The sequence below is a fragment of the Variovorax humicola genome (assembly GCF_037889915.1).
Classification (GTDB): domain Bacteria; phylum Pseudomonadota; class Gammaproteobacteria; order Burkholderiales; family Burkholderiaceae_C; genus Variovorax; species Variovorax humicola.
In genome coordinates this window covers 46,686-71,149 of record NZ_JBBKZV010000030.1, presented here as the reverse complement: position 1 = coordinate 71,149, position 24,464 = coordinate 46,686, and the positions used below count along the sequence as shown (strand labels likewise).

At 65.0% G+C, this 24,464-nt stretch carries 26 protein-coding genes and 1 tRNA gene; 14 read left to right on the top strand and 13 right to left on the bottom strand.

The window, feature by feature from the left end; genetic code table 11:
* Positions 1-11: 11 nt before the first annotated feature.
* Together WKW80_RS29975 and folC are read right to left on the bottom strand one after the other, a co-directional pair.
* The gene (locus tag WKW80_RS29975) at positions 12-935 is read right to left on the bottom strand and encodes an SPOR domain-containing protein (RefSeq protein WP_340367242.1); all 924 of its coding nucleotides are present in this window, start codon (positions 933-935) and stop codon (positions 12-14) included.
* 83 nt (positions 936-1,018) lie between these two features.
* Positions 1,019-2,314, bottom strand: a complete 1,296-nt coding sequence (gene folC / locus WKW80_RS29970; protein ID WP_340367241.1) for a bifunctional tetrahydrofolate synthase/dihydrofolate synthase — start codon at positions 2,312-2,314, stop codon at positions 1,019-1,021.
* Between folC and WKW80_RS29965 the strand changes: the two genes are divergently transcribed.
* The 3 genes from WKW80_RS29965 (at position 2,313) to ppnP (ending at position 3,727) form a co-directional block, all read left to right on the top strand.
* Positions 2,313-2,750 (top strand): ArsC family reductase, encoded by a 438-nt coding sequence (locus tag WKW80_RS29965; RefSeq protein WP_340367240.1) that lies wholly within the window; start codon positions 2,313-2,315, stop codon positions 2,748-2,750. The genes folC and WKW80_RS29965 overlap by 2 nt on opposite strands.
* A gap of 78 nt (positions 2,751-2,828) precedes the next feature.
* Entirely contained in the window at positions 2,829-3,380 is a 552-nt protein-coding gene (locus WKW80_RS29960; RefSeq protein ID WP_340367239.1) for a hypothetical protein, read from the top strand.
* Positions 3,381-3,406: 26 nt separating this feature from the next.
* Positions 3,407-3,727, top strand: coding sequence for a pyrimidine/purine nucleoside phosphorylase (gene ppnP / locus WKW80_RS29955; RefSeq protein WP_340367238.1), 321 nt, complete (start codon positions 3,407-3,409; stop codon positions 3,725-3,727).
* A 245-nt stretch (positions 3,728-3,972) separates the two neighbouring features.
* On the opposite strand, the gene WKW80_RS29950 is transcribed toward ppnP, so the two are convergent.
* Positions 3,973-4,788 (bottom strand): glycine-rich domain-containing protein, encoded by an 816-nt coding sequence (locus tag WKW80_RS29950; protein WP_340367237.1) that lies wholly within the window; start codon positions 4,786-4,788, stop codon positions 3,973-3,975.
* Between the two features lie 33 nt (positions 4,789-4,821).
* A complete protein-coding gene (murB, locus tag WKW80_RS29945) occupies positions 4,822-5,874 on the bottom strand; it encodes a UDP-N-acetylmuramate dehydrogenase (protein WP_340367236.1) in 1,053 nt (350 codons plus the stop codon).
* Positions 5,875-5,925: 51 nt separating this feature from the next.
* Between murB and WKW80_RS29940 the strand changes: the two genes are divergently transcribed.
* Both WKW80_RS29940 and WKW80_RS29935 read left to right on the top strand, forming a co-directional pair.
* Positions 5,926-6,411: a YajQ family cyclic di-GMP-binding protein gene (locus WKW80_RS29940; protein WP_340367235.1), complete on the top strand. Its 486-nt coding sequence runs from the start codon at positions 5,926-5,928 to the stop codon at positions 6,409-6,411.
* A 2-nt stretch (positions 6,412-6,413) separates the two neighbouring features.
* Entirely contained in the window at positions 6,414-7,055 is a 642-nt protein-coding gene (locus WKW80_RS29935) for a retropepsin-like aspartic protease family protein (protein ID WP_340367234.1), read from the top strand.
* A 58-nt stretch (positions 7,056-7,113) separates the two neighbouring features.
* Here the strand turns inward: WKW80_RS29935 and WKW80_RS29930 are convergent, their stop codons facing one another.
* The 4 genes from WKW80_RS29930 to WKW80_RS29915 are packed head-to-tail and all read right to left on the bottom strand — an operon-like array spanning position 7,114 to position 9,716.
* A complete protein-coding gene (locus WKW80_RS29930; protein ID WP_340367233.1) occupies positions 7,114-7,467 on the bottom strand; it encodes a RidA family protein in 354 nt (117 codons plus the stop codon).
* Positions 7,468-7,473: 6 nt separating this feature from the next.
* Complete coding sequence (gene plsY, locus WKW80_RS29925) at positions 7,474-8,112, bottom strand: glycerol-3-phosphate 1-O-acyltransferase PlsY (RefSeq protein WP_340367232.1); 639 nt, start codon at positions 8,110-8,112, stop codon at positions 7,474-7,476.
* Positions 8,113-8,140: 28 nt separating this feature from the next.
* Positions 8,141-8,632, bottom strand: coding sequence for an aminoacyl-tRNA deacylase (locus WKW80_RS29920; protein ID WP_340367231.1), 492 nt, complete (start codon positions 8,630-8,632; stop codon positions 8,141-8,143).
* Positions 8,633-8,639: 7 nt separating this feature from the next.
* Entirely contained in the window at positions 8,640-9,716 is a 1,077-nt protein-coding gene (locus WKW80_RS29915) for an aldo/keto reductase (protein WP_340367230.1), read from the bottom strand.
* A 134-nt stretch (positions 9,717-9,850) separates the two neighbouring features.
* Between WKW80_RS29915 and WKW80_RS29910 the strand changes: the two genes are divergently transcribed.
* From WKW80_RS29910 to WKW80_RS29880, 7 genes are all read left to right on the top strand, one after another.
* Positions 9,851-10,780 carry an alpha/beta fold hydrolase gene (locus tag WKW80_RS29910; RefSeq protein ID WP_340367229.1) on the top strand — a complete coding sequence of 310 codons (930 nt, stop codon included), beginning with the start codon at positions 9,851-9,853 and terminating at the stop codon, positions 10,778-10,780.
* 59 nt (positions 10,781-10,839) lie between these two features.
* Positions 10,840-11,382, top strand: a complete 543-nt coding sequence (locus WKW80_RS29905; protein WP_340367228.1) for a hypothetical protein — start codon at positions 10,840-10,842, stop codon at positions 11,380-11,382.
* Between the two features lie 110 nt (positions 11,383-11,492).
* Positions 11,493-12,597 (top strand): peptide chain release factor 2 gene (gene prfB / locus WKW80_RS29900; RefSeq protein ID WP_340367227.1). Its coding sequence is split into 2 segments (ribosomal slippage): positions 11,493-11,573 and positions 11,575-12,597, totalling 1,104 coding nucleotides; the frame shifts between segments, so codons are not numbered across the junction.
* The gene (locus tag WKW80_RS29895) at positions 12,597-13,274 is read left to right on the top strand and encodes an HAD family hydrolase (protein WP_340367226.1); all 678 of its coding nucleotides are present in this window, start codon (positions 12,597-12,599) and stop codon (positions 13,272-13,274) included. Before prfB ends, WKW80_RS29895 begins: the two co-directional genes overlap by 1 nt.
* The gene (pepN, locus tag WKW80_RS29890; RefSeq protein WP_340367225.1) at positions 13,258-15,951 is read left to right on the top strand and encodes an aminopeptidase N; all 2,694 of its coding nucleotides are present in this window, start codon (positions 13,258-13,260) and stop codon (positions 15,949-15,951) included. Before WKW80_RS29895 ends, pepN begins: the two co-directional genes overlap by 17 nt.
* Before the next feature lie 25 nt (positions 15,952-15,976).
* Entirely contained in the window at positions 15,977-16,984 is a 1,008-nt protein-coding gene (locus WKW80_RS29885; protein ID WP_340367224.1) for a class 1 fructose-bisphosphatase, read from the top strand.
* A 10-nt stretch (positions 16,985-16,994) separates the two neighbouring features.
* Positions 16,995-17,070: transfer RNA gene (locus tag WKW80_RS29880), tRNA-Thr, on the top strand.
* A 296-nt stretch (positions 17,071-17,366) separates the two neighbouring features.
* Here the strand turns inward: WKW80_RS29880 and WKW80_RS29875 are convergent.
* Positions 17,367-17,687 (bottom strand): hypothetical protein, encoded by a 321-nt coding sequence (locus WKW80_RS29875; protein ID WP_340367223.1) that lies wholly within the window; start codon positions 17,685-17,687, stop codon positions 17,367-17,369.
* Positions 17,688-17,713: 26 nt separating this feature from the next.
* Positions 17,714-19,027: a hemolysin family protein gene (locus WKW80_RS29870; RefSeq protein WP_340367222.1), complete on the bottom strand. Its 1,314-nt coding sequence runs from the start codon at positions 19,025-19,027 to the stop codon at positions 17,714-17,716.
* 23 nt (positions 19,028-19,050) lie between these two features.
* Between WKW80_RS29870 and WKW80_RS29865 the strand changes: the two genes are divergently transcribed.
* Positions 19,051-19,893: a symmetrical bis(5'-nucleosyl)-tetraphosphatase gene (locus WKW80_RS29865; protein ID WP_340367221.1), complete on the top strand. Its 843-nt coding sequence runs from the start codon at positions 19,051-19,053 to the stop codon at positions 19,891-19,893.
* 33 nt (positions 19,894-19,926) lie between these two features.
* Here WKW80_RS29865 and WKW80_RS29860 read toward each other — a convergent pair whose 3' ends face one another.
* Together WKW80_RS29860 and WKW80_RS29855 are read right to left on the bottom strand one after the other, a co-directional pair.
* Positions 19,927-21,396 (bottom strand): DEAD/DEAH box helicase, encoded by a 1,470-nt coding sequence (locus WKW80_RS29860; RefSeq protein WP_340367220.1) that lies wholly within the window; start codon positions 21,394-21,396, stop codon positions 19,927-19,929.
* Between the two features lie 73 nt (positions 21,397-21,469).
* The gene (locus tag WKW80_RS29855; protein ID WP_340367219.1) at positions 21,470-22,678 is read right to left on the bottom strand and encodes an MFS transporter; all 1,209 of its coding nucleotides are present in this window, start codon (positions 22,676-22,678) and stop codon (positions 21,470-21,472) included.
* Between WKW80_RS29855 and WKW80_RS29850 the strand changes: the two genes are divergently transcribed.
* Positions 22,677-23,399, top strand: a complete 723-nt coding sequence (locus WKW80_RS29850; protein ID WP_340367218.1) for a TetR/AcrR family transcriptional regulator — start codon at positions 22,677-22,679, stop codon at positions 23,397-23,399. The genes WKW80_RS29855 and WKW80_RS29850 overlap by 2 nt on opposite strands.
* On the opposite strand, the gene ypfJ is transcribed toward WKW80_RS29850, so the two are convergent.
* Positions 23,396-24,268, bottom strand: coding sequence for a KPN_02809 family neutral zinc metallopeptidase (ypfJ, locus tag WKW80_RS29845; protein WP_340367217.1), 873 nt, complete (start codon positions 24,266-24,268; stop codon positions 23,396-23,398). The genes WKW80_RS29850 and ypfJ overlap by 4 nt on opposite strands.
* Positions 24,269-24,464: the final 196 nt, after the last annotated feature.

The following is a 24,464-nucleotide window of genomic DNA, read 5'->3' as shown; positions in this document are numbered from 1 at the left end:
GGAACGCGCAGCTACAGCGTGAGCACGGCCGCGGACAACGCGAGGCCCTTGACGCGGGCGGCCGCCTTGTCGGCATCCGCGCGCGTGCTGAACGGGCCGACACGCACACGCGTGCGTTCGCCGTCGGCCGTCTTCGCGACGTGCATAGAGGTTTTCAGGCCAGCCCTCTCGAGCTTCTGGCGCACTTCGCGCGCCTTGTCGGCATCAGCGAAAGCACCGACCTGCACGACGAAGCGGCCTGCCTCGTCGGCGACCGAAGCAGCCTTGGCGGACGCGGCATCGGCGGACCGGCCGTCAAGCAGCGCACGCGCACGCGCAGCGTCGTCGCTGGCTGCGGGCTTGGCTGGCTTGGCATCTGCCTTCGCTTCCGCCTTGGGCTCCGGCTTGGGCTCCGGCTTGGACTCTGGCTTGCGTTCCGACTTGGATTCAGTTTTGGCCTCGGCCTTCCTGGGTTCGGCTTTGGCCTCCGGCTTCGGTTCCGGCTTGGCCTTGGCCTCCGGCTTCGGTTCCGGTTCCGGCTTCGGGTCCCGCTTGGGTGCGGCATCGGCCACCGGTTTCGACGGCAGGATTTCCGTGCCGTCGGCGGCCTCGGTGATGATGCCGCCATTCGCGGGAACAGTCGCCACATGGGTCGACCCATCCTTGGCCGGCGCGGCCGACGTGGTCGGTGCAGGCGCGGCCGGCAGCGCGAGCGGCTTGACCTTGTTGCGGTCGGGGATCTCGATCGGGATGTCGACCGAAACCGGGCGCGGCTGTGTGTCGAACAGCAGCGGGAATCCGACAACGCCGAGCAGCACCAGCACGGCCGCACCGAGCAGGCGGTGGCGAGCACGGCGGCGCATGGTCTCGACGCTTTCCGCAGGCGCCGCACCGGCGACGACGTTGCGGGCTTCGTTGCCTTGCGAGCCGCTTGCGCGGAACTTGAAAAACGCCATGAAAGTTCGATTCCTGAGGGAGGGCAGCGTGGTGTGATGATGCGGCGGATATCAGGGCTTGTCAGGTCCTTTCAGGCCCGTTTTCAAGTGTCCCGCAACAGGTGTTTGGCCTGCAGGCGGGGTGTCCCGTGCTCGAGCACGCCGCCGACGGTAAAGAACGATCCGAAGACCACGATTCTATCAGCGGGGTCCGCCTGATCGATGGCCGCCTGCAGGGCCTGCATGGGGTTGGCGCATGCCGTGCCGGACGCATCCTTGCGTGTGTTTTGCGACTGCCATCGCGCCAGCAGATCCGCGGCCGGCGCGGCGCGCGGCGTGGGCAGATCGGTGAAGTACCAGCGGTCGATCAGCGGCCCGATGCGCGCGAAGATCGGGCCCAGATCCTTGTCGGCCATCACGCCGAAGACTGCGTGCGTGGTCGGATAGAAGCCCATCGCGTCGAGGTTCTCGGCCAGCGCCGCCACCGCATGGCCGTTGTGGGCCACGTCGAGCACCAGCGCGGGCTCGCCCGGCACGATCTGGAAGCGGCCGGGCAACTCGACCATGGCCAGCCCTGTGCGCACCGCCTGCGCGGTGATCGGCAACACCGGCCGCAACGCCTCCAGTGCGGCCAGCACCCCAGCCGCATTGATCAACTGGTTGGCGCCGCGCAGCGCCGGATACGCCAGGCCGCTGTAGCGCCGGCCGCGGCCAGTCCAGCCCCATTGCTGCTTGTCGCCCGCCATATTGAAATCGCGACCGAAACGCCAAAGGTCGGCGCCGATGGCTTGCGCATGTGCGATGACGCTGTCCGGTGGCATCGGGTCGCTCACGATGGCGGGTCGGCCGGCACGCAGGATGCCGGCTTTCTCGAAGCCGATGCTCTCGCGATCGGGCCCGAGGAAATCCATGTGGTCGAGGTCGATGCTGGTGATGACGGCGCAGTCGGCGTCGACGATGTTGACCGCATCGAGCCTGCCGCCCAGGCCGACTTCGAGGATGGCGACCTCGACGTTGCTGGCCGCCATGCAATGCAGGAGCGCCAGCGTGGTGAATTCGAAATACGTGAGCGAGGTCGCCTCGCGTGCCTGCTCGACCGCCGCGAAATGCGGCAGCAGCACGGCTGCATCGACCGACTCGCCACGCAGCCGCAGGCGCTCTTCGAAATGCACCAGGTGCGGCGAGCCGTAGACCCCGGTTCGGTAGCCCGCATGCCGCAGGATCGATTCGAGCATGGCGCAGGTCGAACCCTTGCCGTTGGTGCCCGCCACCGTGATCACGGGGCAATCGAAGCGCAGGCCCAACCGGTCGGCCACGGCGCGCACGCGGTCCAGACCGAGATCGATGTTCTTGGCGTGCAGTCGCTCGCAATGCGCGAGCCAGTCGGCGAGGGTTTCCATGGCGGGCGGAATTGTCGCCGACACGCTGACGCGGCATCATTCCGGGATGACAACAACCCTTTTCGGCATTTCCAACTGCGACACGGTCAGGCGCGCCCGTACCTGGCTCGACGCGCAAGACGTGCCCTACGTCTTTCACGATTTCCGCAAGAACGGCCTGCCAGACGCCGCGCTGGACCGCTGGTTACAGGCGCCGGGCTGGGAGGCCCTGCTCAACCGGCGCGGCACCACCTGGCGGCAACTGGACGCGGTCACCCGCGATTCGGTGGTCGATGCGGCGTCGGCGCGTGCCGTATTGGCCGCCCATCCGACATTGATCAAGCGCCCGGTCGTCGAATGGCAGCCCGCGAGCGTTGTGACTGTCGGCTTCGAGACTGCCGAATGGGCCGCCCTTTCTCCCGGAAAGCTTCCGGCGAAGTCAGGCAAACAAATGTGAAGCAGTGAACCCGGCGCGGCGGACCGCATCCAACGGCCTGGACACGCGGAAGTTCCGCGTTTTTGAGGAGATTTTTTCATGCGTATTGCCATCCGAACCTTCTTCGGCCTCGCCCTCGTCGGGGCACTTGCCGGCACGGCATCGCTGGCGCAGGCCCAGCAAGTGTCCGCCCGCGTCATTTCGAGTACCCCGATACGCGACGCCAACGGTCCCGCCGGCTACAGCGTGACCTACGAATATGCCGGCCAGCGCTACACCACCCGCACGGACAGCCCGCCCGGCCAGACCATCGCGCTGCAGATGAGCCCGATGGGCGTGGCCACCTCGCCGGTGCCCAACCAGCCGCCCCTCACGGATAACGCCAATCCGCAGAACTGGGACAACGTGGAGGTGCAACCCGGTGTGGTGGTCGGAGCCGGTGCGGCGCCCCCGCCGGTTTACGGCGCCCCGGTCTACGCGCAACCCGCCTACGGGCAACCCATGTATGGGCAACCCATGTACGTGCAGCCGGCCTACGGCTATGGGTATGGCTACGCTTCGCCCTGGCTCGCTGTCGCCCCGATCGGCCTTTCGCTCAACTTCGGCTACTCGCGCGGTTGGGGCGGTGGCTGGCATCGCGGCTGGCGCTAAAGCCCTTGCACGCTGGGTAAACTCGGGTGATGACTGAAACGATCCAAAGCGTGGCCGTCGCCACCAAGGCCAATGTTTACTTCGACGGCAAATGCGTGAGCCACAGCCTCACGCTGGCCGATGGGACCCGCAAATCCGTTGGCGTGATCCTGCCGTCGACGCTGACTTTCAATACCGGCGCGCCCGAAATCATGGAAGGCACCGGCGGCGCCTGCGAGTACCTGCTGAGCGGCACCACCGAGTGGAAGAAGGCCGGCCTGGGCGAAAAGTTCAGTGTGCCGGGCGATTCGTCGTTCCAGATCCGCGTGACGGGCGAGCCTTACAGCTATATCTGCCACTTCGGCTGAGCATCCAGATCCATGCGACCAAAAGCCACCCTCGGGTGGCTTTTTTTGCGCCTTGCTGCTGAATGATATGAGTCAAATCCGTTTTCCACCGCGCTATCGCGTGATCCGCGACGCATGAAACCAGGACGAGCATAGCGAAGTCTGTTCGTGGGCACCCGCGGAACCGGCTCTGCCGGGCCGCTGGGTGCGCCCCCTTGAGGTCCCTTGAGGGGGAAGCGCCGCAGGCGCTTCGGGGGTGTTCCATTTCAATCGCCCCCGCCGCAACCGCCCCCACAGCCTGACCCGCTGCCGTCGCTGCCGCCATCACCGCCACTGCTTCCTCCGTCAGACGAAGACGATGACTCGCTGCCGCCGAATCCGCCCGCATCGCCAGAGCCCGAATCGGAATCGCTGAAGCTGGTGCCGCAATAGGCGTCGGAACCGGCAGCGCGGTCGATCGCGTTGCAATCCGGGGTGTACTTGAAGCCGCCCTTCACATCGAACTTGCCGTCTAGCGCGAACAGCAATGGCAGTCGGGTCGGCTTGCGCGGGTCGATGCTTTCCTCCTTGCAGGCCCAGTACCACGTTCGGCGAAGACCGTCGTTGCGCCGCGCATCGCGGCCGAGGACTTCGGCCGGCGTGTGATGCAGCATGCCGCCGAAGGCCGCCGCGCACCAGCGCTGGTAGCCCTGCGTGTGCAGGATGTATTCGTGCCACGCCTCGTCCACCAGCTTGGACGGCATCGCCACGAACTTTCGGCCGGAACGCAAGTGCGCCATGAAGAACTGGCGCAGGCCGCGCAACACCAGATCCGTATCGCGCCGCTGCAATTGCGGAAACGCGGCCAGGAGCTTGCCGACGAGGAAACGGGGGAATTCGGCCTCACGGATAAATCGACGGCGCAGGCTGCCTTCCCACGCCTTCAGCGCGCCCGCGAGGAACAACGAAAATACGACCGCCACGACGACAAGGCTTGCCCGCCGCGTGGACAGCGCAAGCACCGGCAGCAGCCACATCATCCTGCGCGACCACACCAGCAAATTGATGCGGCGGCGAAAGTTGAGTGTCGGCAATACGCCCATTGTCGACATTCCGATCAATGCCCGCCCATTTGGCTACACGACCACGGGCTCGGGTTCAAGCAGGATGCCGAATCGCTCGTAGACGCTGGTCTGGATGGCCTTTGCCAGCGTCATCACCTCGCCGCCGGTAACCGGATGGGTTCGGCCGCCGCGGTTGACCAGCACCAGCGCCTGTTTCTCGTAGACGCCCGCATTGCCCACCGATTTACCCTTCCATCCGCATGCATCGATGAGCCAGCCGGCCGCCAGCTTGATGCTGCCGTCGGCCATCGGGTAATGCACGATCTTCGGGTCGCGGGCGATGATGTCGGCGCACTGCTCCGGCGTCACCGTCGGGTTCTTGAAGAAGCTGCCCGCATTGCCGAGTTGCCGCCAGTCGGGCAACTTGGCGCGGCGAATGGCGCAAATCCAGTCGAACACCTCGCGCGCATTGGGCGTGAAGTTGCCGGTTTCGGCCATCTTGCGTTCCAGGTCAAGATAACCCGTGACGGCCTTCCACGGCTTCGGCAGGCGGAAGCGCACCCGCGTGATCAGTGCCCGGCCCGCAAGGCCAAAGCTGTTGGCTCCGCTGGCAACGTGCTTGAACACCGAGTCGCGATAACCGAAGGCGCACTGCGCCGCGTCGAGAGAGAAAGTACGGCCGGTGTCCAGCGCGATGGCATCGAGCGACTCGAACCGGTCCTGCAACTCGACACCGTAGGCGCCGATGTTCTGCACCGGCGAACCGCCGACCGTGCCAGGAATCAGCGCGAGATTCTCCAGGCCCGGAAAACCGTTGTCCACCGTCCACTCGACCGTCTCGTGCCAGTTTTCCCCCGCGCCGGCTTCCACGATCCAGGCGCGCGGCGTTTCCTCGACCAGGCGCAGGCCCTTGATCTCGACCTTCAGCACCAGTGGCTTGACGTCGCCGGTCAGCACGATGTTGCTGCCCCCGCCGAGCACGAACTTGGGCGCTCCGCTCCATGCCGCATCGGCCAGCAGCGCCAGCACATCGGCCTCCGAGGCGATGCGTACGAGGTGCTGCGCACGCGCCACGATGCCGAAGCTGTTGTACGGCTGCAGCGGGACATTGTGCTCAACGATCATGGGAGAATTGTCGCATTCACCCCGCGCCATTTGCCCTACAGGAGGCATGACATGCCCTCATTCGACACCGTCTGCGAACCCAATCTCCCCGAAGTCAAGAATGCCGTGGAAAACACGGCCAAGGAAATCGCCACGCGATTCGATTTCAAGGGCACCTCCGCCGCCATCGAGCTCAAGGACAAGGACATCACGCTCATCGGCGATGCCGACTTCCAGCTGGTGCAGGTCGAGGACATCCTGCGCAACAAGCTCACCAAGCGCAGCGTGGACGTGCGCTTCCTCGACAAGGGCGACGTGCAGAAGATCGGCGGCGACAAGGTCAAGCTGGTCATCAAGGTCAAGAGCGGCATCGAAAGCGAGCAGTCCAAGAAGATCCAGCGCCTGATCAAGGACAGCAAGCTCAAGGTGCAGGCCGCCATCCAGGGCGATGCGGTACGCGTGACCGGCGCCAAGCGCGACGACCTGCAGGCGGCGATGGCCTTGATCAAGAAAGACCTGCCCGACATGCCGCTGAGCTTCAACAACTTCCGGGACTGATCTTGCGTCGAACCATCCTTGCCGCGGCCCTGTTGTCGGCCACCCTGCTGGCGCATGCCGAGTCGGTGATGCTCACCGGCACCATCGGCGGCCGCGCCATCCTCATCATCAACGGCGGTGCACCCAAGACGGTGGCGGTGGGCGAGACCTGGCAGGGCGTGCGCGTCGTATCGGTCCAGTCGGACCAGGCGCAGGTCGAGATGGGCGGCAAGCGGCTCGGGCTGCGAATGGACACGCCGGTGAGCGTCGGTGCCTCCGGTGGCGGCGGGGCTGGTGGCACGCGCATCGTGCTGACAGGCGACAGCCGCGGACACTTCATGAGCGGCGGCATGATCAACGGGCGCCCGGTGAGCTTCATGCTTGACACCGGCGCGACCAGCGTGTCGCTGTCGTCCGCCGATGCGCTGCGAATCGGGCTCGACTTCCAGAAGGGCACCGCCGTGCAGATGAACACGGCCAACGGCGTGATCCAGGGATATCGAGTACGGCTGGGCTCTGTGCGCGTGGGCGACGTCGAGGTCCATGACATCGATGCTGTCGTGTCGCCCCAGCCGATGCCCTACGTGCTGCTGGGCAACAGCTTCATCAACCACTTCTCGATGCGACGCGACACGGACCAGATGGTCCTCGAGAAGCGGTACTGAGTTCGCCCCGCGCTTGGCGCACTGCGCGCACCGGTTTCGCGGTGCTCCTGGAACGGAACTACAGCTGCGCGGCCGTAACGACCACTTCGATCTTGTAGGCCGCATTGGCCAGCTTGGCCTGCACCGTGGCCCGGGGCGGCGTGTGCCCGGGCGCGACCCAGGCATCCCATACCTCGTTCATCACGGTGATGTCGGCAATGTCGGGCAGGAAGATCTGCACCATCAGCATGCGGGTCTTGTCGCTGCCGGCCTCGGCCAGCAGGCGGTCGATCATCCCGAGCACTTGCTGCGTCTGGCCGCGCATGTCGGCCGTGGTGTCGTCAGGCACCTGGCCGGCGAGGTAGACGGTGCCGTTGTGGACGGCCGTTTCGCTGAGGCGCGGGCCGACGTGAAAGCGCTGGACTTCAGCCATGTTGGGTCATTCCTTCTTCTTTTTGGAGCCGAGTTTCGACTCCGTGCCGGCGACAAGCCGCTTGATGTTTTCACGATGGCGCCACGCAAGGAGCATGCTCATGCCAACCATCGCGACGAATGCCGTGGCGTCGAGCTTCCATGCAATGCCCCCGCCGAGGAGGTAGTAGGCCGGCGCAAACAGCGCCGCCGCCAGCGAGGCCAGCGACGAGTAGCGCAAGAACAGCGCCACGATGAGCCACGTTCCACCGGTCGCAAGCCCCAGCAGCCAGTTCAGCCCGAACAGCACGCCCGCTGCCGTCGCCACGCCCTTGCCGCCCTGGAAACCGAAGAACACAGGGTACAGGTGGCCGAGAAAGGCGGCCAGGCCGGCCAAGGCCGCAATGCCCATGTCCATGCCCCAGGCACCGCCGAAACGCAGGATCAGGAACACCGGCAGCCAGCCCTTGATGGCGTCGAGCAGCAGCGTGGCCAGCGCCGCAACCTTGTTGCCCGAACGCAGCACGTTGGTGGCGCCGGGGTTTCCGCTGCCATAGCTGCGCGGATCGGCCATGCCCATGGCCTTGCTCACGATCACCGCGAACGACAGGGAGCCGACCAGGTAAGAGGCAACGATGGCAACGACAGACGGCCAATGAAAATTCAACGTGGGCTCCGACCGGGAAAAAGGTCGCTCATTCTGCCAGCGCGCACTGCACCGGCTTCGCGCCGAGCAAGGTGACGCAAACCTGCGGATCGATGCCGACGAGATAGCCGCGCCGACCGCCGTTGATGGCGATCCTCGGCAAGGACAGGATGGTCGACTCGATGTACACCGGCATGTCGCGCTTCGTACCGAACGGCGACGTGCCGCCGACCAGGTAGCCGCTGTGCCGGTTCGCGACTTCGGGCTTGCAGGGCTCGACCGACTTCGCGCCGATCTGCCGCGCCAGGTTCTTGGTCGACACGGTGCGGTTGCCGTGCATCAGCACCAGCAAGGGCTTCGCATCCTGGTCCTGCATGACCAGCGTCTTGACGACGGTGAACGGGTCGAGACCGAGCACGGCCGCGCTGTGCTGCGCGCCGCCATGTTCGAGGTACTCGTAGGGGTGCTCGGTGAAGGCGACTTTGTTCGCGCGCAGCAGTTGCGTGGCGGGGGTTTCGCTGACGTGCGCTTTCTTCGCCATCGGCCGGTCACATCGCGGGATCGCGAATCTCCCATCGAATCTTGTCGATCCCCGCCAGCACGTCCGCCGACAGCGTGGTGCCGAAGGCATCGATGTCCTCGTCGAGTTGCGCCACCGTCGTTACGCCGAGGATGGTGCTCGTGACATGCCACTTCGTATAGCAGTATGCGAGCGCCATTTGCGTCGGCGTCAGGCCGTTGTCACGTGCAAGCTGGTTGTAGCGGCGTGCCGCCCGCAGGGCGTCAGGGCGACCCCAGCGTTGCTTGCGCACCGACTCGTAGCTGGAGATGCGCGCGCCCTTCGGCGCGTCGGGGCCCTCGGTGCCGCCCTGGTCGTACTTGCCTGTAAGCAGCCCGAAGGCGAGCGGCGAATACACGAGCAGCGAGACATCGAGCCGATGCATCGCCTCGTCCATGCCGTTCTCGTGCGCACGGTTGACCAGGTTGAACGCGTTCTGCACCGATGCCACCCGCGGCAGGTTGTGCTGTTCGGCGAGGCGCACGAACTCGTGCACCCCCCAGGGCGTTTCATTCGACAGGCCGATGTGGCGCACCTTGCCGGCCTGGACGAGGCCCGCCAGCGCTTCGAGTTGCGCATGGATGGGCGTGGTCGACGTCTCCTTCGCCGGATCGTAGTAGATGTTGCCGAACAGCGGCACATGCCGCTCCGGCCAGTGGATCTGGTACAGGTCGATGACGTCGGTCTTCAGGCGCTTCAGGCTCGCGTGGCACGAGGCCACGATGTCGGCCGGCGCCATGCCCTTGCCCTCGCGCACCCAAGGCATGCCGCGCGAAGGGCCGGCGACCTTGCTGGCCAGCGTGACTTTCTGCCGCGCGCCAGGGTTCGCCGCGAACCAGTTGCCGATGATGGTTTCGGTGGCGCCGAAGGTCTCCTTGCGTGCCGGCACGGAATACATCTCGGCCGTGTCGAGGAAATCGACGCCGCGCTCCAGCGATCGACTGAGGATCCGGTGGGAGGTCGCTTCATCGACCTGCTCGCCGAAGGTCATCGTGCCCAGGCAGATCGGCGTGACGTGGAGGCCGCTCTGGCCCAGCGGGACTTTTCGGAGTTCGATTTCTTGCATGCGCGGGATGCTACCGCCGCTGTCGGAATCACGTATCAAGGACGCCGGAAACCGGTCCTGGCGCGGGCCGACGCCGAATCCCGGCGTCGCGCGCAGCTCCGGCACCCCGTGGAGCGCTGCTTATCATTGATCGCATGTACCAGCCTCTCCGACTTGCCCGCAGCGAATTCGTCCCGGTGCGCGGACTCCAATATCACGTGTTGAACTGGGGCAAGCCGACTGCGGGGCGCCCGCCTCTCGTGCTGCTGCATGGCTGGATGGACGTGGCGGCGTCATGGCAGTTCGTGGTCGATGCGTTCAGCGAGGAGCGCCATGTGATTGCGCCCGATTGGCGCGGCTTCGGCCAGACCGACAGCGGCGGTGTCGACAATTACTGGATCGCCGACTACATGGCCGACCTCGATTGGCTGCTCGACCACTACGCGGGCGACGCCAGCGTCGACATCGTCGGCCACAGCATGGGCGGCAACGTGCTCATGCAATACAGCGGCGTGCGTCCGCAGCGCATCCGCCGCGTCGTCAATCTCGAAGGCTTCGGCATGCCCGCCGCGCAAGCCGACGACGCGCCCGCGCGCTACGGCAAGTGGATGGACGAGATCAAGCGCATGCACCGCGGCGAACTGGACCTCCATCCCTACACAACCCTCGCAGGCGTCGCGCGCCGCCTCATGAAGACCAACCCGCGCCTGACGCCCGACAAGGCCCATTGGCTGGCCAGCCAATGGGCACGAGAAACCACCATGCAGGACGGACGCGCCCAGTGGCGGATCCGCGGCGAACCGGGCCACAAGATCACCAGCGCGCAGAACTACCGGCTCGATGAAGTGCTTGCGATGTACCGCCGCATCACCGCACCCGTGCTCGCGGTGATCGCCGACGGCAACAGCCTCGGCGGCTGGTGGAAAGACCGCTACACGCTCAACGACTACCACGAGCGCCTGAAGTCCGTTCCCGACTCGCGCGTCGCGATGGTGGAAGATGCCGGGCACATGCTTCATCACGATCAGCCCGCGCGCGTCGCCGGGCTGATCACCGAGTTTCTCGCCGGCCGAATCACGCAATAAATACTCCCCATCGATTAGCCGACAATCTCCGCTTTCGAAAATCAGTACTGCGAACGTCAATGCACAACAAATCGAAAAGACTCACGCCCATCGCGCTCGTGGTCGCCTGCCTCGCCGCGCCAGTCGCGTGGGCCCAGGATGCTGCTGTTGCACCCCCTGCCGATGCGCCCGCCGCCACCGCCTTTCCAACCCTGAAGGATGGCGCGAAGTGGGAACTGGCCCTGTCGCCCTTCACCCTTCACTGGAGCAACGATCCGACACACAAGAATGTCTATCTGGTTGCCCTCTCGCGTCTGCAGACGGATGGCTCCCTCTGGGGCTTCGCCGCATTCACCAACTCCTTCGGGCAGCCATCGGCCTACGCCTTCTACGGCCACATCTGGGAAGGCATGTTCAACCAGCCCAAGCTGTTTGTCAGGCTCACCGGCGGCATCCTGTATGGCTACAAGGGCGAGTACGAGCACAAGGTTCCGTTGAATCACAACGGGTGGTCGCCGGCCATCATTCCGTCGATCGGGTGGCGGTTCACGCCGAACGATTCCGCCGAGATGGCCGCCCTCGGCACCGCCGGCCTCACGTTCATTTACAACCGTCGATTCTGAGCCGGCTACCGCGCTCGGGCACCGGGCCCGAGCGGTGTTTCGTCCGCGTGAGAAAATAGGGGATTCCCCGATCACGCCGGGCCACCAAACACACCAGCAGGACACACATCATGGACGCAGAGCAAATCAACCAAATCGGCGCAACCCTTGCGGACCTGAGCGCCCGGACAGTCGATCTCCGGAGGTATCTTTGACTACGATGCCAAAGCCGAACGCCTGAGGACGGTCAACGCATCGCTCGAAGACCCCGCGGTCTGGAACGACCCGAAGAAGGCCCAGGAACTGGGCCGCGAGAAGAAGTCGCTCGATGACGTGGTCGAGACAATCAGCAAGCTCACGAGCGAGCTGGCCGACAACACCGAGCTGTATGAAATGTCGAAGGCCGACGGCGACCTCGACGGCCTGCAGGCCATCTCCGACGATGCCGCCAAGCTCGAGGAATTGATCAAGCAACTCGAATTCCGCCGGATGTTCAACAACCCGGCCGACCCGCTCAACGCCTTCCTCGACATCCAGGCCGGCGCCGGCGGCACCGAGGCCTGCGACTGGGCCAGCATGCTGCTGCGCCAGTACCTGAAGTACGCCGAGCGCAAGGGCTTCAAGACCACCATCGAGGACGAGTCGCCCGGCGACACCGCCGGCATCAAGGGCGCGACCATCAAGATCGAGGGCGACTACGCCTTCGGCCTGCTGCGCACCGAGACCGGCGTGCACCGCCTCGTGCGCAAGTCGCCGTTCGACTCCTCGGGCGGCCGCCACACCAGCTTCGCCAGCATCTTCGTCTACCCGGAAATCGACGACTCGATCGAGATAGAGATCAACCCGGCCGACGTGCGCACCGACACCTTCCGCGCCAGCGGCGCCGGTGGCCAGCACATCAACAAGACCGACTCGGCGGTGCGGCTCACGCACATCCCGACCGGCATCGTCGTTCAGTGCCAGGACGGCCGCAGCCAGCACAGCAATCGCGACGTCGCCTGGAAGCGCCTGCGTTCGCGCCTGTACGACCACGAGATGCGCAAGCGCCAGGAAGAGCAGCAGAAGCTCGAGGACAGCAAGACCGACGTGGGCTGGGGCCACCAGATCCGCAGCTACGTGCTGGACAACAGCCGCATCAAGGATCTGCGCACCAACGTCGAAATCTCGGCCACGCAGAAGGTGCTGGACGGTGACCTGGACGCCTTCATCGAAGCTTCCTTGAAGCAAGGCGTCTGATGAAGGTCGAAGCGCTGATCTTCGACATGGACGGCACCATGATCGACTCCATGCCCTGGCATGCGAAGTCGTGGATGGTGTTCGCGCGCAATCACAAGCTCGACATCGACGTGACCGACTTGCTTGCGCGCACCACCGGCCGCACCGGCCACGAATGCATGCGCGTCCTGTTCGACGACCGCGTGCTGAGCGACGCCGAATGCGACGCGCTGGTGCACGAGAAGGAAAGCATCTACCGCGACCTGTTCCACGCCAACTTCACCGAGGTCGCCGGCTTCACCGCTTTCGCCAAGGCCGCCGTCAGGCGCGGCCTGAAGATCGCCGTCGGCACCGCCGGCGACCGGCACAACATCGAGTTCGCCATGTCGCGCCTCAAGATGGACCCGCTGCCGCTCGCCATCGTCGGCGGGGACGAAGGCCTGCCGGGCAAGCCCGCACCCGCCATCTTCCTCGAAGCCGCGCGCCGCATCGGCGCCGAGCCTGCCAATTGCATCGTGTTCGAGGACGCGCCGTTCGGCATCGAAGCCGCGCGCCGCGGAGGCATGCGCGCCGTGGCCGTCTGCAGCACCCACACCGCCGAGGAGCTGGCCGGCCCGCATGTGATCGCCGCCGTACGCGACTACGAAGAACTCGCCCAATCAAATTTCCTGGAGACACTCGATGCTGCAACTGCGTGATGCACAACCCGTGGCGGTACGTCGCGAGGACTACGCCGCACCGGCGTGGTGGATCGACACTGTTGACCTCACCTTCGACCTGGACCCGGCCAAGACGCGCGTTCTGAACCGCATGCGGATGCGCCGCAACACCGATGTTCCGGTGCAGCCCCTGCGCCTCGACGGCGATGAACTCAACCTCGCCCGCGTGCTGGTCAACGGCCAGGGTGCCTCGTTCCGCATGGAGGGCGATCAGCTGGTCATCGACGCGCTGCCAGACGCCTTCGAACTCGAAATCTTCACGACCTGCTGCCCGGCCAAGAACACCAAGCTCATGGGCCTGTTCGTGAGCGAGGACACCTTCTTCACGCAGTGCGAGGCCGAAGGGTTCCGCCGCATCACCTACTTCCTCGACCGTCCGGACGTCATGGCGAGCTACCAGGTCATGCTGCGCGCCAACAGGTCGGCCTATCCGGTGCTGCTCTCGAACGGCAACCTGGTCGAACAAGGCGATCTGCCCGAAGGCCGCCACTACGCGAAGTGGGTGGACCCGTTCAAGAAGCCCAGCTACCTTTTCGCCCTCGTGGCCGGCAAGCTCGTCGCGCGCGAGCAGCGCATCAAGGCGCGCAATGGCAAGGAACACCTGCTTCAGGTGTACGTGCGCAGCGGCGACCTCGACAAGACCGAACACGCGATGAACTCGCTGATCCACTCGATCGCCTGGGACGAGGCCCGCTTCGGCCTGCCGCTGGACCTCGACCGCTTCATGATCGTCGCGACCAGCGACTTCAACATGGGCGCGATGGAAAACAAGGGCCTGAACATCTTCAACACGAAGTACGTTCTGGCCAACCAGGCCACCGCCACCGACGCCGACTACAGCAACATCGAAAGCGTGGTCGGCCACGAGTACTTCCACAACTGGAGCGGCGACCGCGTCACCTGTCGCGACTGGTTCCAGCTTTCGCTGAAGGAAGGCCTCACTGTCTTCCGCGACCAGGAATTCAGTCAGGATCTGTGCGCCGACGCCTCGGCCCGCGCCGTCAAGCGCATCGAGGACGTGCGCGTGCTGCGCACCTCCCAATTCCCCGAAGACGCCGGCCCGATGGCCCACCCCGTGCGGCCCGACAGCTACATCGAGATCAGCAACTTCTACACCGTCACCATCTACGAGAAAGGCGCAGAGGTCGTGCGCATGATGCAGACGCTGGTCGGACGCAAGGGTTTCGCGCGCGGCATCACGCTGTACTTCGAGCGCCACGACGGCCACGCCGTGACCTGCGACGACTTCGCCCAGGCGATCGCCGATGCGAACCCCGAGTCCGAACTGGCCGCGTTGCTGCCCCAGTTCAAGCGTTGGTACTCGCAAGCCGGCACGCCGCGCGTCGCTACACAAGGCCACTACGACGCCGTCGCGCGCACCTACACGCTCAACTTCACGCAGAGTTGCGCGCCCACGCCGGGCCAATCGATCAAGGAGCCCTTCGTGATTCCGGTCACGCTCGGCTTGCTGGCGCAAGATGGCCAGGAACTGACGCTGCACCTCGCGGGCGACGAAGATGCGGACGCCGTCAGGTCGCACACACTGGTGCTTACCCAACAACACGAAAGCGTGACGTTCAACGGCATCGACAGCGAACCGGTTCCGTCGATCCTGCGAGGCTTCAGCGCACCGGTGAGGCTCGACTTCGAGTACACCGACGCACAGTTGCTGACCTTGCTGGCCAACGACCCCGACCCGTTCAACCGCTGGGAAGCCGGCCAACGCCTGGCCCTGCGCAGCGCCATCAGCCTGATCACCAGCGGCGCCGACGTGGTGGGCACCACGACGCTGAATGACGCGTTCGTCGACGCCATGCGTGGCGTGCTGCGCAACCCAACGCTCGACTCGGCCTTCAAGGAACTGGTGCTCACGCTGCCGTCGGAGACCTACATCGCCGAGCAACTCGAGGTAGTCGACCCGCAGCGCGTCCATGCCGTGCGCGAAGCGATGCGTGCGCAACTCGCCACCGCCCTGTTCAGCGACTGGGAATGGGCTTACGAGCAGAACCAGGACACCGGCGCGTACAACCCCGATCCGCTCTCCGCCGGCCGCCGCGCGCTGGCCGGCCTTGCGCTGGTCAACCTGTGCCTTGCGGCGCGCGCATCGGGCGACAGCGTGTGGCCTGGCAAGACGCTGCAGCGCTTCAAGGACGCGGGCAACATGACCGACCGCTTCAATGCGCTGAACGCGCTGGTGTCGTCCGGCCATGCGCTGGCGCAACAGGCACTCGCACGCTTCCATGCGATCTTCAAGAACGAGGCGCTGGTCATCGACAAGTGGTTCTCGTTGCAGGCCGGCTCGCCCGACCGCGGCGGCAACGTGCTTGCGCTGGTCAAGCAGTTGATGAAACACCCGGACTTCTCTCTCAAGAATCCGAATCGCGCGCGCAGCGTGATCTTCAGTTACTGCAGCGCCAACCCCGGCGCCTTCCACCGCGCTGACGCGGCCGGATATGTCTGGTGGAGCGACCGCGTGATCGAACTCGACGCGATCAATCCGCAAGTCGCCGCGCGACTCGCTCGCGCGCTCGACCGCTGGAGCAAGCTCGCAGAACCCTACCGCAGCGCCGCCCGCGAAGCCATCGCGCGCATCGCCGCACGACCCGACCTCAGCAAGGACACGCAGGAAGTCGTGACCCGTGCTTTGGCCGGATGAGATGACGACCACCAACCGATTGAACATGGCACAGAACATTTCACTGACCCGTTACCTCGTCGAGCAGCAACGCATCGACGACAAGATCCCCGCGCAACTGCGCCTGCTGCTCGAAGTGGTGGCGCGTGCATGCAAGAGCATCAGCCAGGCCGTCAACAAGGGCGCGCTCGGTGGCGTGCTCGGTTCGGCCGAAAGCGAGAACGTGCAGGGCGAAATCCAGAAGAAGCTCGACATCATCGCCAACGAAGTGCTGATCGAGGCCAACGAATGGGGAGGCCACCTCGCCGCAATGGCCAGCGAGGAAATGGACACCATCCATCTCGTGCCCAACCGCTATCCGCAAGGCGAATATCTGCTGCTGTTCGACCCGCTCGACGGTTCCAGCAACATCGACGTGAACGTGAGCATCGGTACCATCTTCAGCGTGCTGAAGAAGCCCGAAGGACAGGCCGGCGTGCAGGAGTCCGATTTCCTGCAGGCCGGCAACAAGCAGGTCGCGGCCGGCTACTGCATCTACGGCCCGCAGACCACGCTGGTGCTGACCGTGGGCGATGGCGTCGCGATGTTCACGCTCGACCGCGAACAGGGCTCGTTCATCCTTACGCAGGAAAACCTCACGATCCCGGCGGACACGAAGGAGTTCGCGATCAACATGAGCAACAAGCGCCACTGGGCGCCGCCAGTCACGCGCTACATCGACGAGTGCCTCGAGGGCAAGGACGGCCCGCGGGGCAAGGACTTCAACATGCGCTGGATTGCCAGCATGGTGACGGACGTACATCGCATCCTCATGCGCGGCGGCATCTTCATGTACCCGTGGGACAAGCGCGAGCCCGAGAAGGCCGGCAAGCTGCGCCTGATGTACGAGGCCAACCCGATGAGCTGGCTCGTGGAGCAAGCCGGCGGCTTGGCCACCAACGGCCGCCAACGCATCCTCGACCTGGAACCCGGCAAGCTGCACGAGCGCGTCGCCGTGATCCTTGGCTCAAAAAATGAAGTGGAACGCGCGACCCGCTATCACGACACGCTATAATGGAAGGCTAGCCGGTGTAGCTCAGTCGGTAGAGCAGCTCATTCGTAATGAGAAGGTCGGGTGTTCGATTCATCTCTCCGGCACCAAGTCAGTAAAGGAAACCTTGCTATCAAATTGGTAGCAAGGTTTTTTCTTTTGGTTCCGCGTAGGCGCTGCGTAGGCGCCAGCGCCACGACTGAGGGGCGGCGCTAGATCATTCATGGTCGGCGACCATTTGGGGCTGAACGCCAGTCAACCACGCAATGCTCAATCAGCATGGGCCCGCTTCCATAACGACTATCAAGAGCGGCAGATTGGATCGAATGTCAATTCCGCCAGCAGTACCCGAAACAACCCCGTGGTGCGACCGCCGGCCGGCAGCAACGCCTGCGTCGCGACCCAGCTACTCGGTTGGCGGCATCACGATCCGCCGCTTCTTCTTCACAGTCACCGTCACGGCAGGCGACGGTGCTCGCGGGATATTGACAATCGGCTCGCCCGGCTTGGTGCCCGTGGCGGCACGCAGGGCGAACTCGACACGGCTGCGGTTCAGCGTCTCGACGATGTCGCCGTTGACTTGCGCGTAGTCACCGTCGGGCATCCTCGCCAGCGCGCCGATCTGCATACCGCGTTGCACGGTTCCAATCAATTGAAAGCCATCACGCTGGTACGTGAACATCTGCCACCGAGGGCCAACAATGATACGGAGAGGTTCCTGGCTCATGAATAAATCGTTCGGGTTGGCCGTATTCAGCCGTCATCAAGAGCGTACGCCGGGTCGGGACTCGCCAGCACTTTGTCGATTCGACGGCCATCGAGCGCTGCAACCTCGAATATCCATCCGGCGCATTCGATGCGCTCGCCCACCGAGGGCAATTGGCCCGACACCGACATCAGCAATCCGGCCACCGTGTTGTAGCGGCCTCGCTCCTCGTCGGGCAATTCCTTGATGGCAAGTCGAGCCCTCAATTCTGACACGGGCATCAAGCCATCGAGTTCCCAGGTGCCATCCGCCTTTCGCGTCGCCCAAGCATCCGTCTGCATGCCGGGTTGCAATTCGCCGGTGATGGCCTCCAGCAAGTCGCGCGGTGTCATCAGGCCCTGCACTTCGCCATATTCATCGACCACGAAGACCAGGCGACCAGCCCGCTCGCGAAACTGCTCGAGCAGTTCCATTCCTGTCAGCGTTTCAGGCACGAACGATGCTGGCTGCGCCGCGGTCTCGATCGGCCCTTCGTGCTGCGGCCCCAGTTGCAGCAGCCGCGCCACACTGATCACGCCGACCACGTCGTCCAACGAACCGCGGCATACCGGGTACCAGGAATGCACCAGGTTCAACCCGGCTGCCGCGGCTACCTTCTCCAGCGCCTGCGCCACGGTGGCGGAGGCCTCCAGCCATTCGATGTCGGCGCGCGGAATCATCAGCGACGACAAGCGCCGATCATCGAGGTGAAACACGTTGCGCACCATCTGGTGCTCGTGGTGCTCGATGACACCGGCGTCGACGCCCTCCTCCAGGCTGGCCGAGATTTCCTCCTCGGTGACAACGCGCGCCGCGTTGGCATCGATGCGCAGCAAACGCAGGATCATGGCGGTGGCGCTCGACAGCAACAGCACGAAGGGCTTGGCGCCGGTGGCCACGGCGCGCATGGGCCGCGAAACCCAGCGCGACACCGGCTCGGGGTACAACTGCCCGATGCGCTTGGGCACCAGTTCTCCGACCAGAATGGTGAAAAAAGTAATGACGGTCACCACCAGGCCGGTCGAAACCACGCTGGCAGCACCTTTGCCCATGCCCAGGATTTCGAACCATTCGGCCAGCGGCGCCGCAAAGGCGGCCTCGCCCACGATGCCGCTGAGCATGCTGATCGACGTGATGCCGATTTGCACGGTGGAGAGAAACTGCGTCGGGTCTTCCATCAAGCGCAGCGCCGCCACGGCACCGGCATCGCCGCTTTCGGCCATGGCCGCTAGCCTTGCACGGCGGCTGGTCGAAAGGGCCATTTCGGACATGGAGAACAACGCATTGAGCGTCGTCAGCACGGCCAGCAGAAAGACATCCATGTACGCGCGAGAGAATGGGAAGCATGGCACTTTACTTGATAGGCGATGTGCAGGGCTGCGACGACGCGCTGGGGCGGCTGCTGGACAAGATCGATTTCTCGCCGAGCCGCGACCGGCTGGTGTTGCTTGGCGACATGGTCAACCGCGGTCCCGGGTCGGCAACCGTCCTGCGTCGGGTGCAGGGCTATGGCGCGTCGGCGCGCAGCCTGCTCGGCAATCACGACCTGCATCTGCTGGCGGTCGCGATGGGCGCACACAAGGCAGGCCGGCGCGACACGCTGGCGGGCGTGCTGGATGCGCCCGACCGCGATGCGCTGCTCGATTGGCTGCGCCACCAGCACATGGCACTGCACGAAAACGTTGGCGGCTCCGACCTGTTGATGGTCCATGCCGGCGTGCTGCCGCAATGGAACGTCGGTGACGTACTGGCATTCGCCTCGGAAGTCGAATCCGTACTGCAGGGCTCCGCATTCGGTGAATTCCTGCATTCCATGTACGGCAACGAGCCGACACAGTGGCGAGACTCCCTGACCGGCGACGCCCGCCTGCGCGTGATCGTCAACGCACTCACGCGGTTGCGCTTTTGCAATGCCGACGGCGTGATGGAGTTCGAGGTCAAGGACGACGCCAGCGCGGCGCCGCCCGGATTCATGCCCTGGTTCGACGTGCCGGGCCGACGTACCGCCAAGGCAACAGTTGCTTTTGGCCACTGGTCCACGCTGGGCTGGTTGTCGCGTCCCGGTTTGCTGTCGACCGACACCGGCTGCGTCTGGGGCGGCTGCCTGAGCGCGGCACGCATCGGCGCCACGGCGGCAGAGCGCGAGCAGATCAAGGTGGAGTGCGCCCAAAGTCAAAAGCCCGGCTGAACCGGGCTTTTGTCATCGTTTCCGGACCGAGATTCAGTTGCTCGGCTCAGGCGTCTTGAACAGCGCGGCGACCTTGCGCTTGCTCTTGATGTTGGCCGAGATCCCGCGCACCGTAGGCACGCTCTTGCCGGCTGCTTCCCATGCCGCCGCCGCCTCGCGCTGGCCCGGCTCATAGGGTTGGTCGAAGAACGGGTCGCGCGGTGCGGCAGGCGCGCGGTGCGGGCGGCCACCGCCGCGCAGGCCGCGCGATTCGCCACTACGCTCGCGCGGCGCGTCGAGCACATCACGCGCATCGCCTGCCTCGCCCTCTTCGCGCCAGTGGCGACGGCCGTCGTTGATGCGCCCACGCGGCCGGTCTTCGTCGAACTCCAGGGCTTCCAGCTCGATCTTGTTCTTGATCAGTTTCTCGATGTCGGCCACGAGGCGCACATCGTTGCCGCCGCTGGCAAAGCTCAGGGCCAGGCCGGACGCGCCGGCACGGCCGGTGCGGCCGATGCGATGGACGTAATCCTCGGCGTTGAACGGGATGTCGAAGTTGAACACCGCCGGCACGTCCTTGATGTCGAGGCCGCGCGCCGCGACGTCGGTGCATACGAGCAGGTCGACCTCGCCCTTCTTGAACGCATCGAGCGCCTTGAGCCGCTCGTCCTGGCTCTTGTCGCCATGCAGCGCCGTCGTCTTGAGGCCTTCCCGTTCGAGCGAACGCGCCAGGCGCGCGCAGCCCAGCTTGCTGTTGACGAACACAAAGGCCTGCGTGATGCCGCGCTGCTTGACGATCTGCTTGAGCGCGCGGCGCTTGTCTTCGTCGCTCACGCTGTAGAAATGCTGTTCGACGGTGGAGGCGGTTTCGTTCGGCCGGGCGACTTCGATGGTGACCGGGTTCTGCAGGTAACTGTTGGCCAGGCGCTTGATTTCAGGCGAGAACGTGGCCGAGAACAACAGCGTGGTGCGTTGCTTGGGCAGGTAGCTGAGGATGCGCTGCAGGTCGGGCAGGAAGCCGATGTCGAGCATGCGATCGGCCTCGTCGAGCACGACGTATTCGACCTGGTTGAGCACCGCGTTCTTGGCCTCGATGTGGTCGAGCAGACGGCCGGGCGTCGCAACGAGGACTTCGACACCTTTCTTCAACTCCAGCGTTTGCGGCTTCATGTCCATGCCGCCGAATACGACGGCGCTGCGCAGGTTCGTGTACTTGGCGTACAACTCGACCTGCTGGGCGACCTGAACGGCCAGTTCGCGCGTGGGCAGCAGCACCAGCGCACGCACGGGGTGGCGTGCCGGCGACGTCGAGGCGTTCTCGTGCGCGAGCATGCGCTGCAGCAGCGGTAGCGCGAAAGCAGCCGTCTTGCCGGTGCCGGTCTGGGCGGCGCCCATCACGTCCTGGCCCGCGAGCACAACCGGGATGGCCTGCTCCTGGATCGGCGTCATGGTTTCGTAGCCCATTTCGGCGACGGCGCGTGCCAGCGGTTCAGCCAGCGAAAGATTGGAAAAAGAACTAGTCATTAACCCTCTATTGTCGCACTGCCGCAAAAATCAGCAAAAAAACCAGAGAAAACCCTCCGTCAGCGCTTCCAGCCTACCGTCGTACCGTTCCCAGGAGCGCCGTCAGCGCGAGGAAGATCACGCCCGAGCCGAACTCGTACGCGGTGCGCGCAATGTCTCCCTGATGCGCGACGTCATACCCCGCGACCATCGCCGGCAGGCCCATCGCGAGATACGAGATGACGAACAGGACGGCAAGCACACCGGCGCGATCCTGCGGCTGGATCAGCGTCACGATTGTTCGCAGCGCCCCCTGGAAACCGGCCCCGAATCCCACACCCGCCACGGCCGTGCCCAGCAGGAACAACAACGGCGAATGCAGTGAGACGGCGAACGTGGCCGTCGACATGCCGGTCACCAGCGCCGCGGCACCCAGCCGCATCAGGGTATGAGGAGGCAGGTTCTTGCTCGCCATGACAGTCGCCGCGCCGCTGCCCGCCAACACGAAAAGGGCGCTGCTGCCGAGAAGCACCGAAGACGTCCCGGCGAGGCTGACGACCAGCGTCGGGCCGAGCGAAGCGTAGAAGCCGGCCAGCGCCCACGCCGAAATGAGCACCGGCGTCACCCGCAGCAAGGCGCCGCGGATGGCGGGCGGAACCGACATGCGAGGCCGAAGTGATGCCAGGGCACCGCCTTTGACGGCGGCAGTTTCTTCCGTGAAGTACATGAGCACGCCCTGCACCACGAACACCACGGCCAGGACCGCGTAGACCAGATGCATCGGCGCCGGCAGGAAACGGATCATCAGCCCCGCAAGCAAGCCGCCCACCGCGGTCCCCAGCATCGGCGCAACCGAGTTCGCCAGGGCGCCCTTGCCCTTGTCGATGTCGAGCAATCCGGCGCCGGCGGCAGCGATGGCCGCGCCCGCGGAGACGCCCTGGATGACACGCGCAAGCAGCAAGTCCGCCAGGTCACCCGCAGTCGCAAAGATCAACATGCTGATCGCCTGCGCCAGTGCCGCGCCGATCAGCACCGGACGGCGTCCGACGTGGTCCGACAACCGCCCGCCGAACAGCAGCGCCAGCAGCACGGCGATGGCATAGATACCGAAGGCTACGGTCAGCATCGTCGATGAGAAACCCCACATCTGCTGGTAAATCCGGTAGAACGGCGTTGGCGCGCTGGAGCCAGCAAGAAAGCCCAGCGTCATCGAGGCCTGGAGCAGGAAAGCCGCGTTGGGCGTGAGCCGACGCCCACTCCAGAACGCTTGGCCCGACGAGGCCACGGAAGTCACTTGGTTCATGAAGTCACCTTCGAACAAGGAGGGATTGATTCAAACTTCAAACAGACTGGTCTGTCTGATTTGCTTGCAGTGTACAGACCGGTCTGGTAATGTCAAGCCCATGGAAACGAAAAAATCCCCTCCACCGGAACGCCGCTCTGCCCGCGAGCGCTTGCTGGCCGCCGCCGACGAGTTGTTCTACGAAGGTGGCATCAACACTGTCGGCATCGAACGGGTGATCGAGCGTGCCGGCGTGGCCAAGGCATCGCTCTATGACTGCTTCGGCAGCAAGGAGGAGTTGATCCGCGCCTACCTGCAGTCGCGGCAAGAGGCGCGAAAACTGCGTCTCACCAGCAAGCTGGCGGCATACGAGACACCGCGCGACAGGCTCTTGGGCGTCTTTGATGCGATGGGAGAACTGATGGCGGCGCCCAACTTCCGCGGTTGTGCGTTCAACCGGGCGGCCAGCGAGTCAAAGTCGGGCAGCGCTATCAAGTCCACTTGCGACGAGGCGCGGGGCTGGATGAAGGACTTGTTCACCGGGCTTGCAAAGGACGCCGGCGCTGCAGACCCGGAAAATCTTGCGCGACAGCTGGTGCTGCTCTACGACGGTGCCTCGGTCTCCGGCCAACTCGAGTTCGGCAGCGGCGCCGCGGCCACCGCGCGCGCCATCGCAGCACACATGCTGGACGCCGCGATGCCAAGCCCCAAGGGCAAGGCCGCGGTGGACTCGACCGCCTAAAGGCTGCGCGCGGCGAAGGTATCGCAGGACTGGATTTTCCCGCTCTGGAAGCCCGCGCCAAACCAGCGCTGGCGCTGGGCACTGGTGCCGTGGGTGAAGCTGTCGGGCACCACGGCCCGGCCGGCGGAGCGCTGCAGGGCATCGTCGCCAATCTTCTGGGCGGCATTCATGGCTGCCTCGATGTCGCCAGGGTCGAGCCATTGCTTCGACTCCTGCGAGTTGCGCGCCCACACGCCAGCGAAGCAGTCCGCCTGCAGCTCGACGCGCACGCTCAGGGCGTTGTTCTGGGTTTCGCTCAGGCGATTGCGCATTGCATCGACCTTGCCGGTCACGCCGAGTTCGTCCTGCACGTGATGGCCGACCTCGTGCGCGATGACATAGGCCTGCGCAAATTCGCCCGGCGCGCCGAGTTTGTTCTTGAGCGTGTCGTAGAACGCGAGGTCGATGTAGACCTTCTTGTCGCCCGGGCAGTAGAACGGGCCCATCGCCGACTGGCCCGTGCCGCATGCGGTGGGCGTGGCGTTGCGAAACAGCACGAGGCGCGGCGGCGTGTAGGTCTTGCCGTTCTGCTGGAATATCGCCGTCCACACCACTTCGGTGTTTCTCAGCACGGTGGACACGAAGGCCGCTTCGCGGTCATTGCTCGGCGGCTTGGGGGCCGGTCCGGATTCTTGCTGCACCTGGGGTGAGCCGCCACCGGTGAGCAGGCCCAGCACGGTGAGCGGATTGATCCCGAAGATCCATCCGCCAATCAACGCAATCGCAATCGTGCCAATGCCGATGCTGCGGCCGCCGATGAATCCGCCCCCTCCACCGCCATCGCGGCGGTCTTCGACGTTGTCCGACTGCTCGTTGCCTTCCCATCTCATGGTTGTCTCCTCACCGGCGCAGGCCGGATAGCGCTTGAATAGTACCGGCTCAGAGCCTGCGCGTGTAACCGGCCGTCATGACGCCAGCGGGCGCGGCCCACGCGACTCTCATCAGGGAATGACGCTGCGCGAGGGGTGGCGCGCAGGGGTGGCGCGCAGGGGTGGGGCGAAGGGGTGGCGCGCTGCGTAAGCAGGC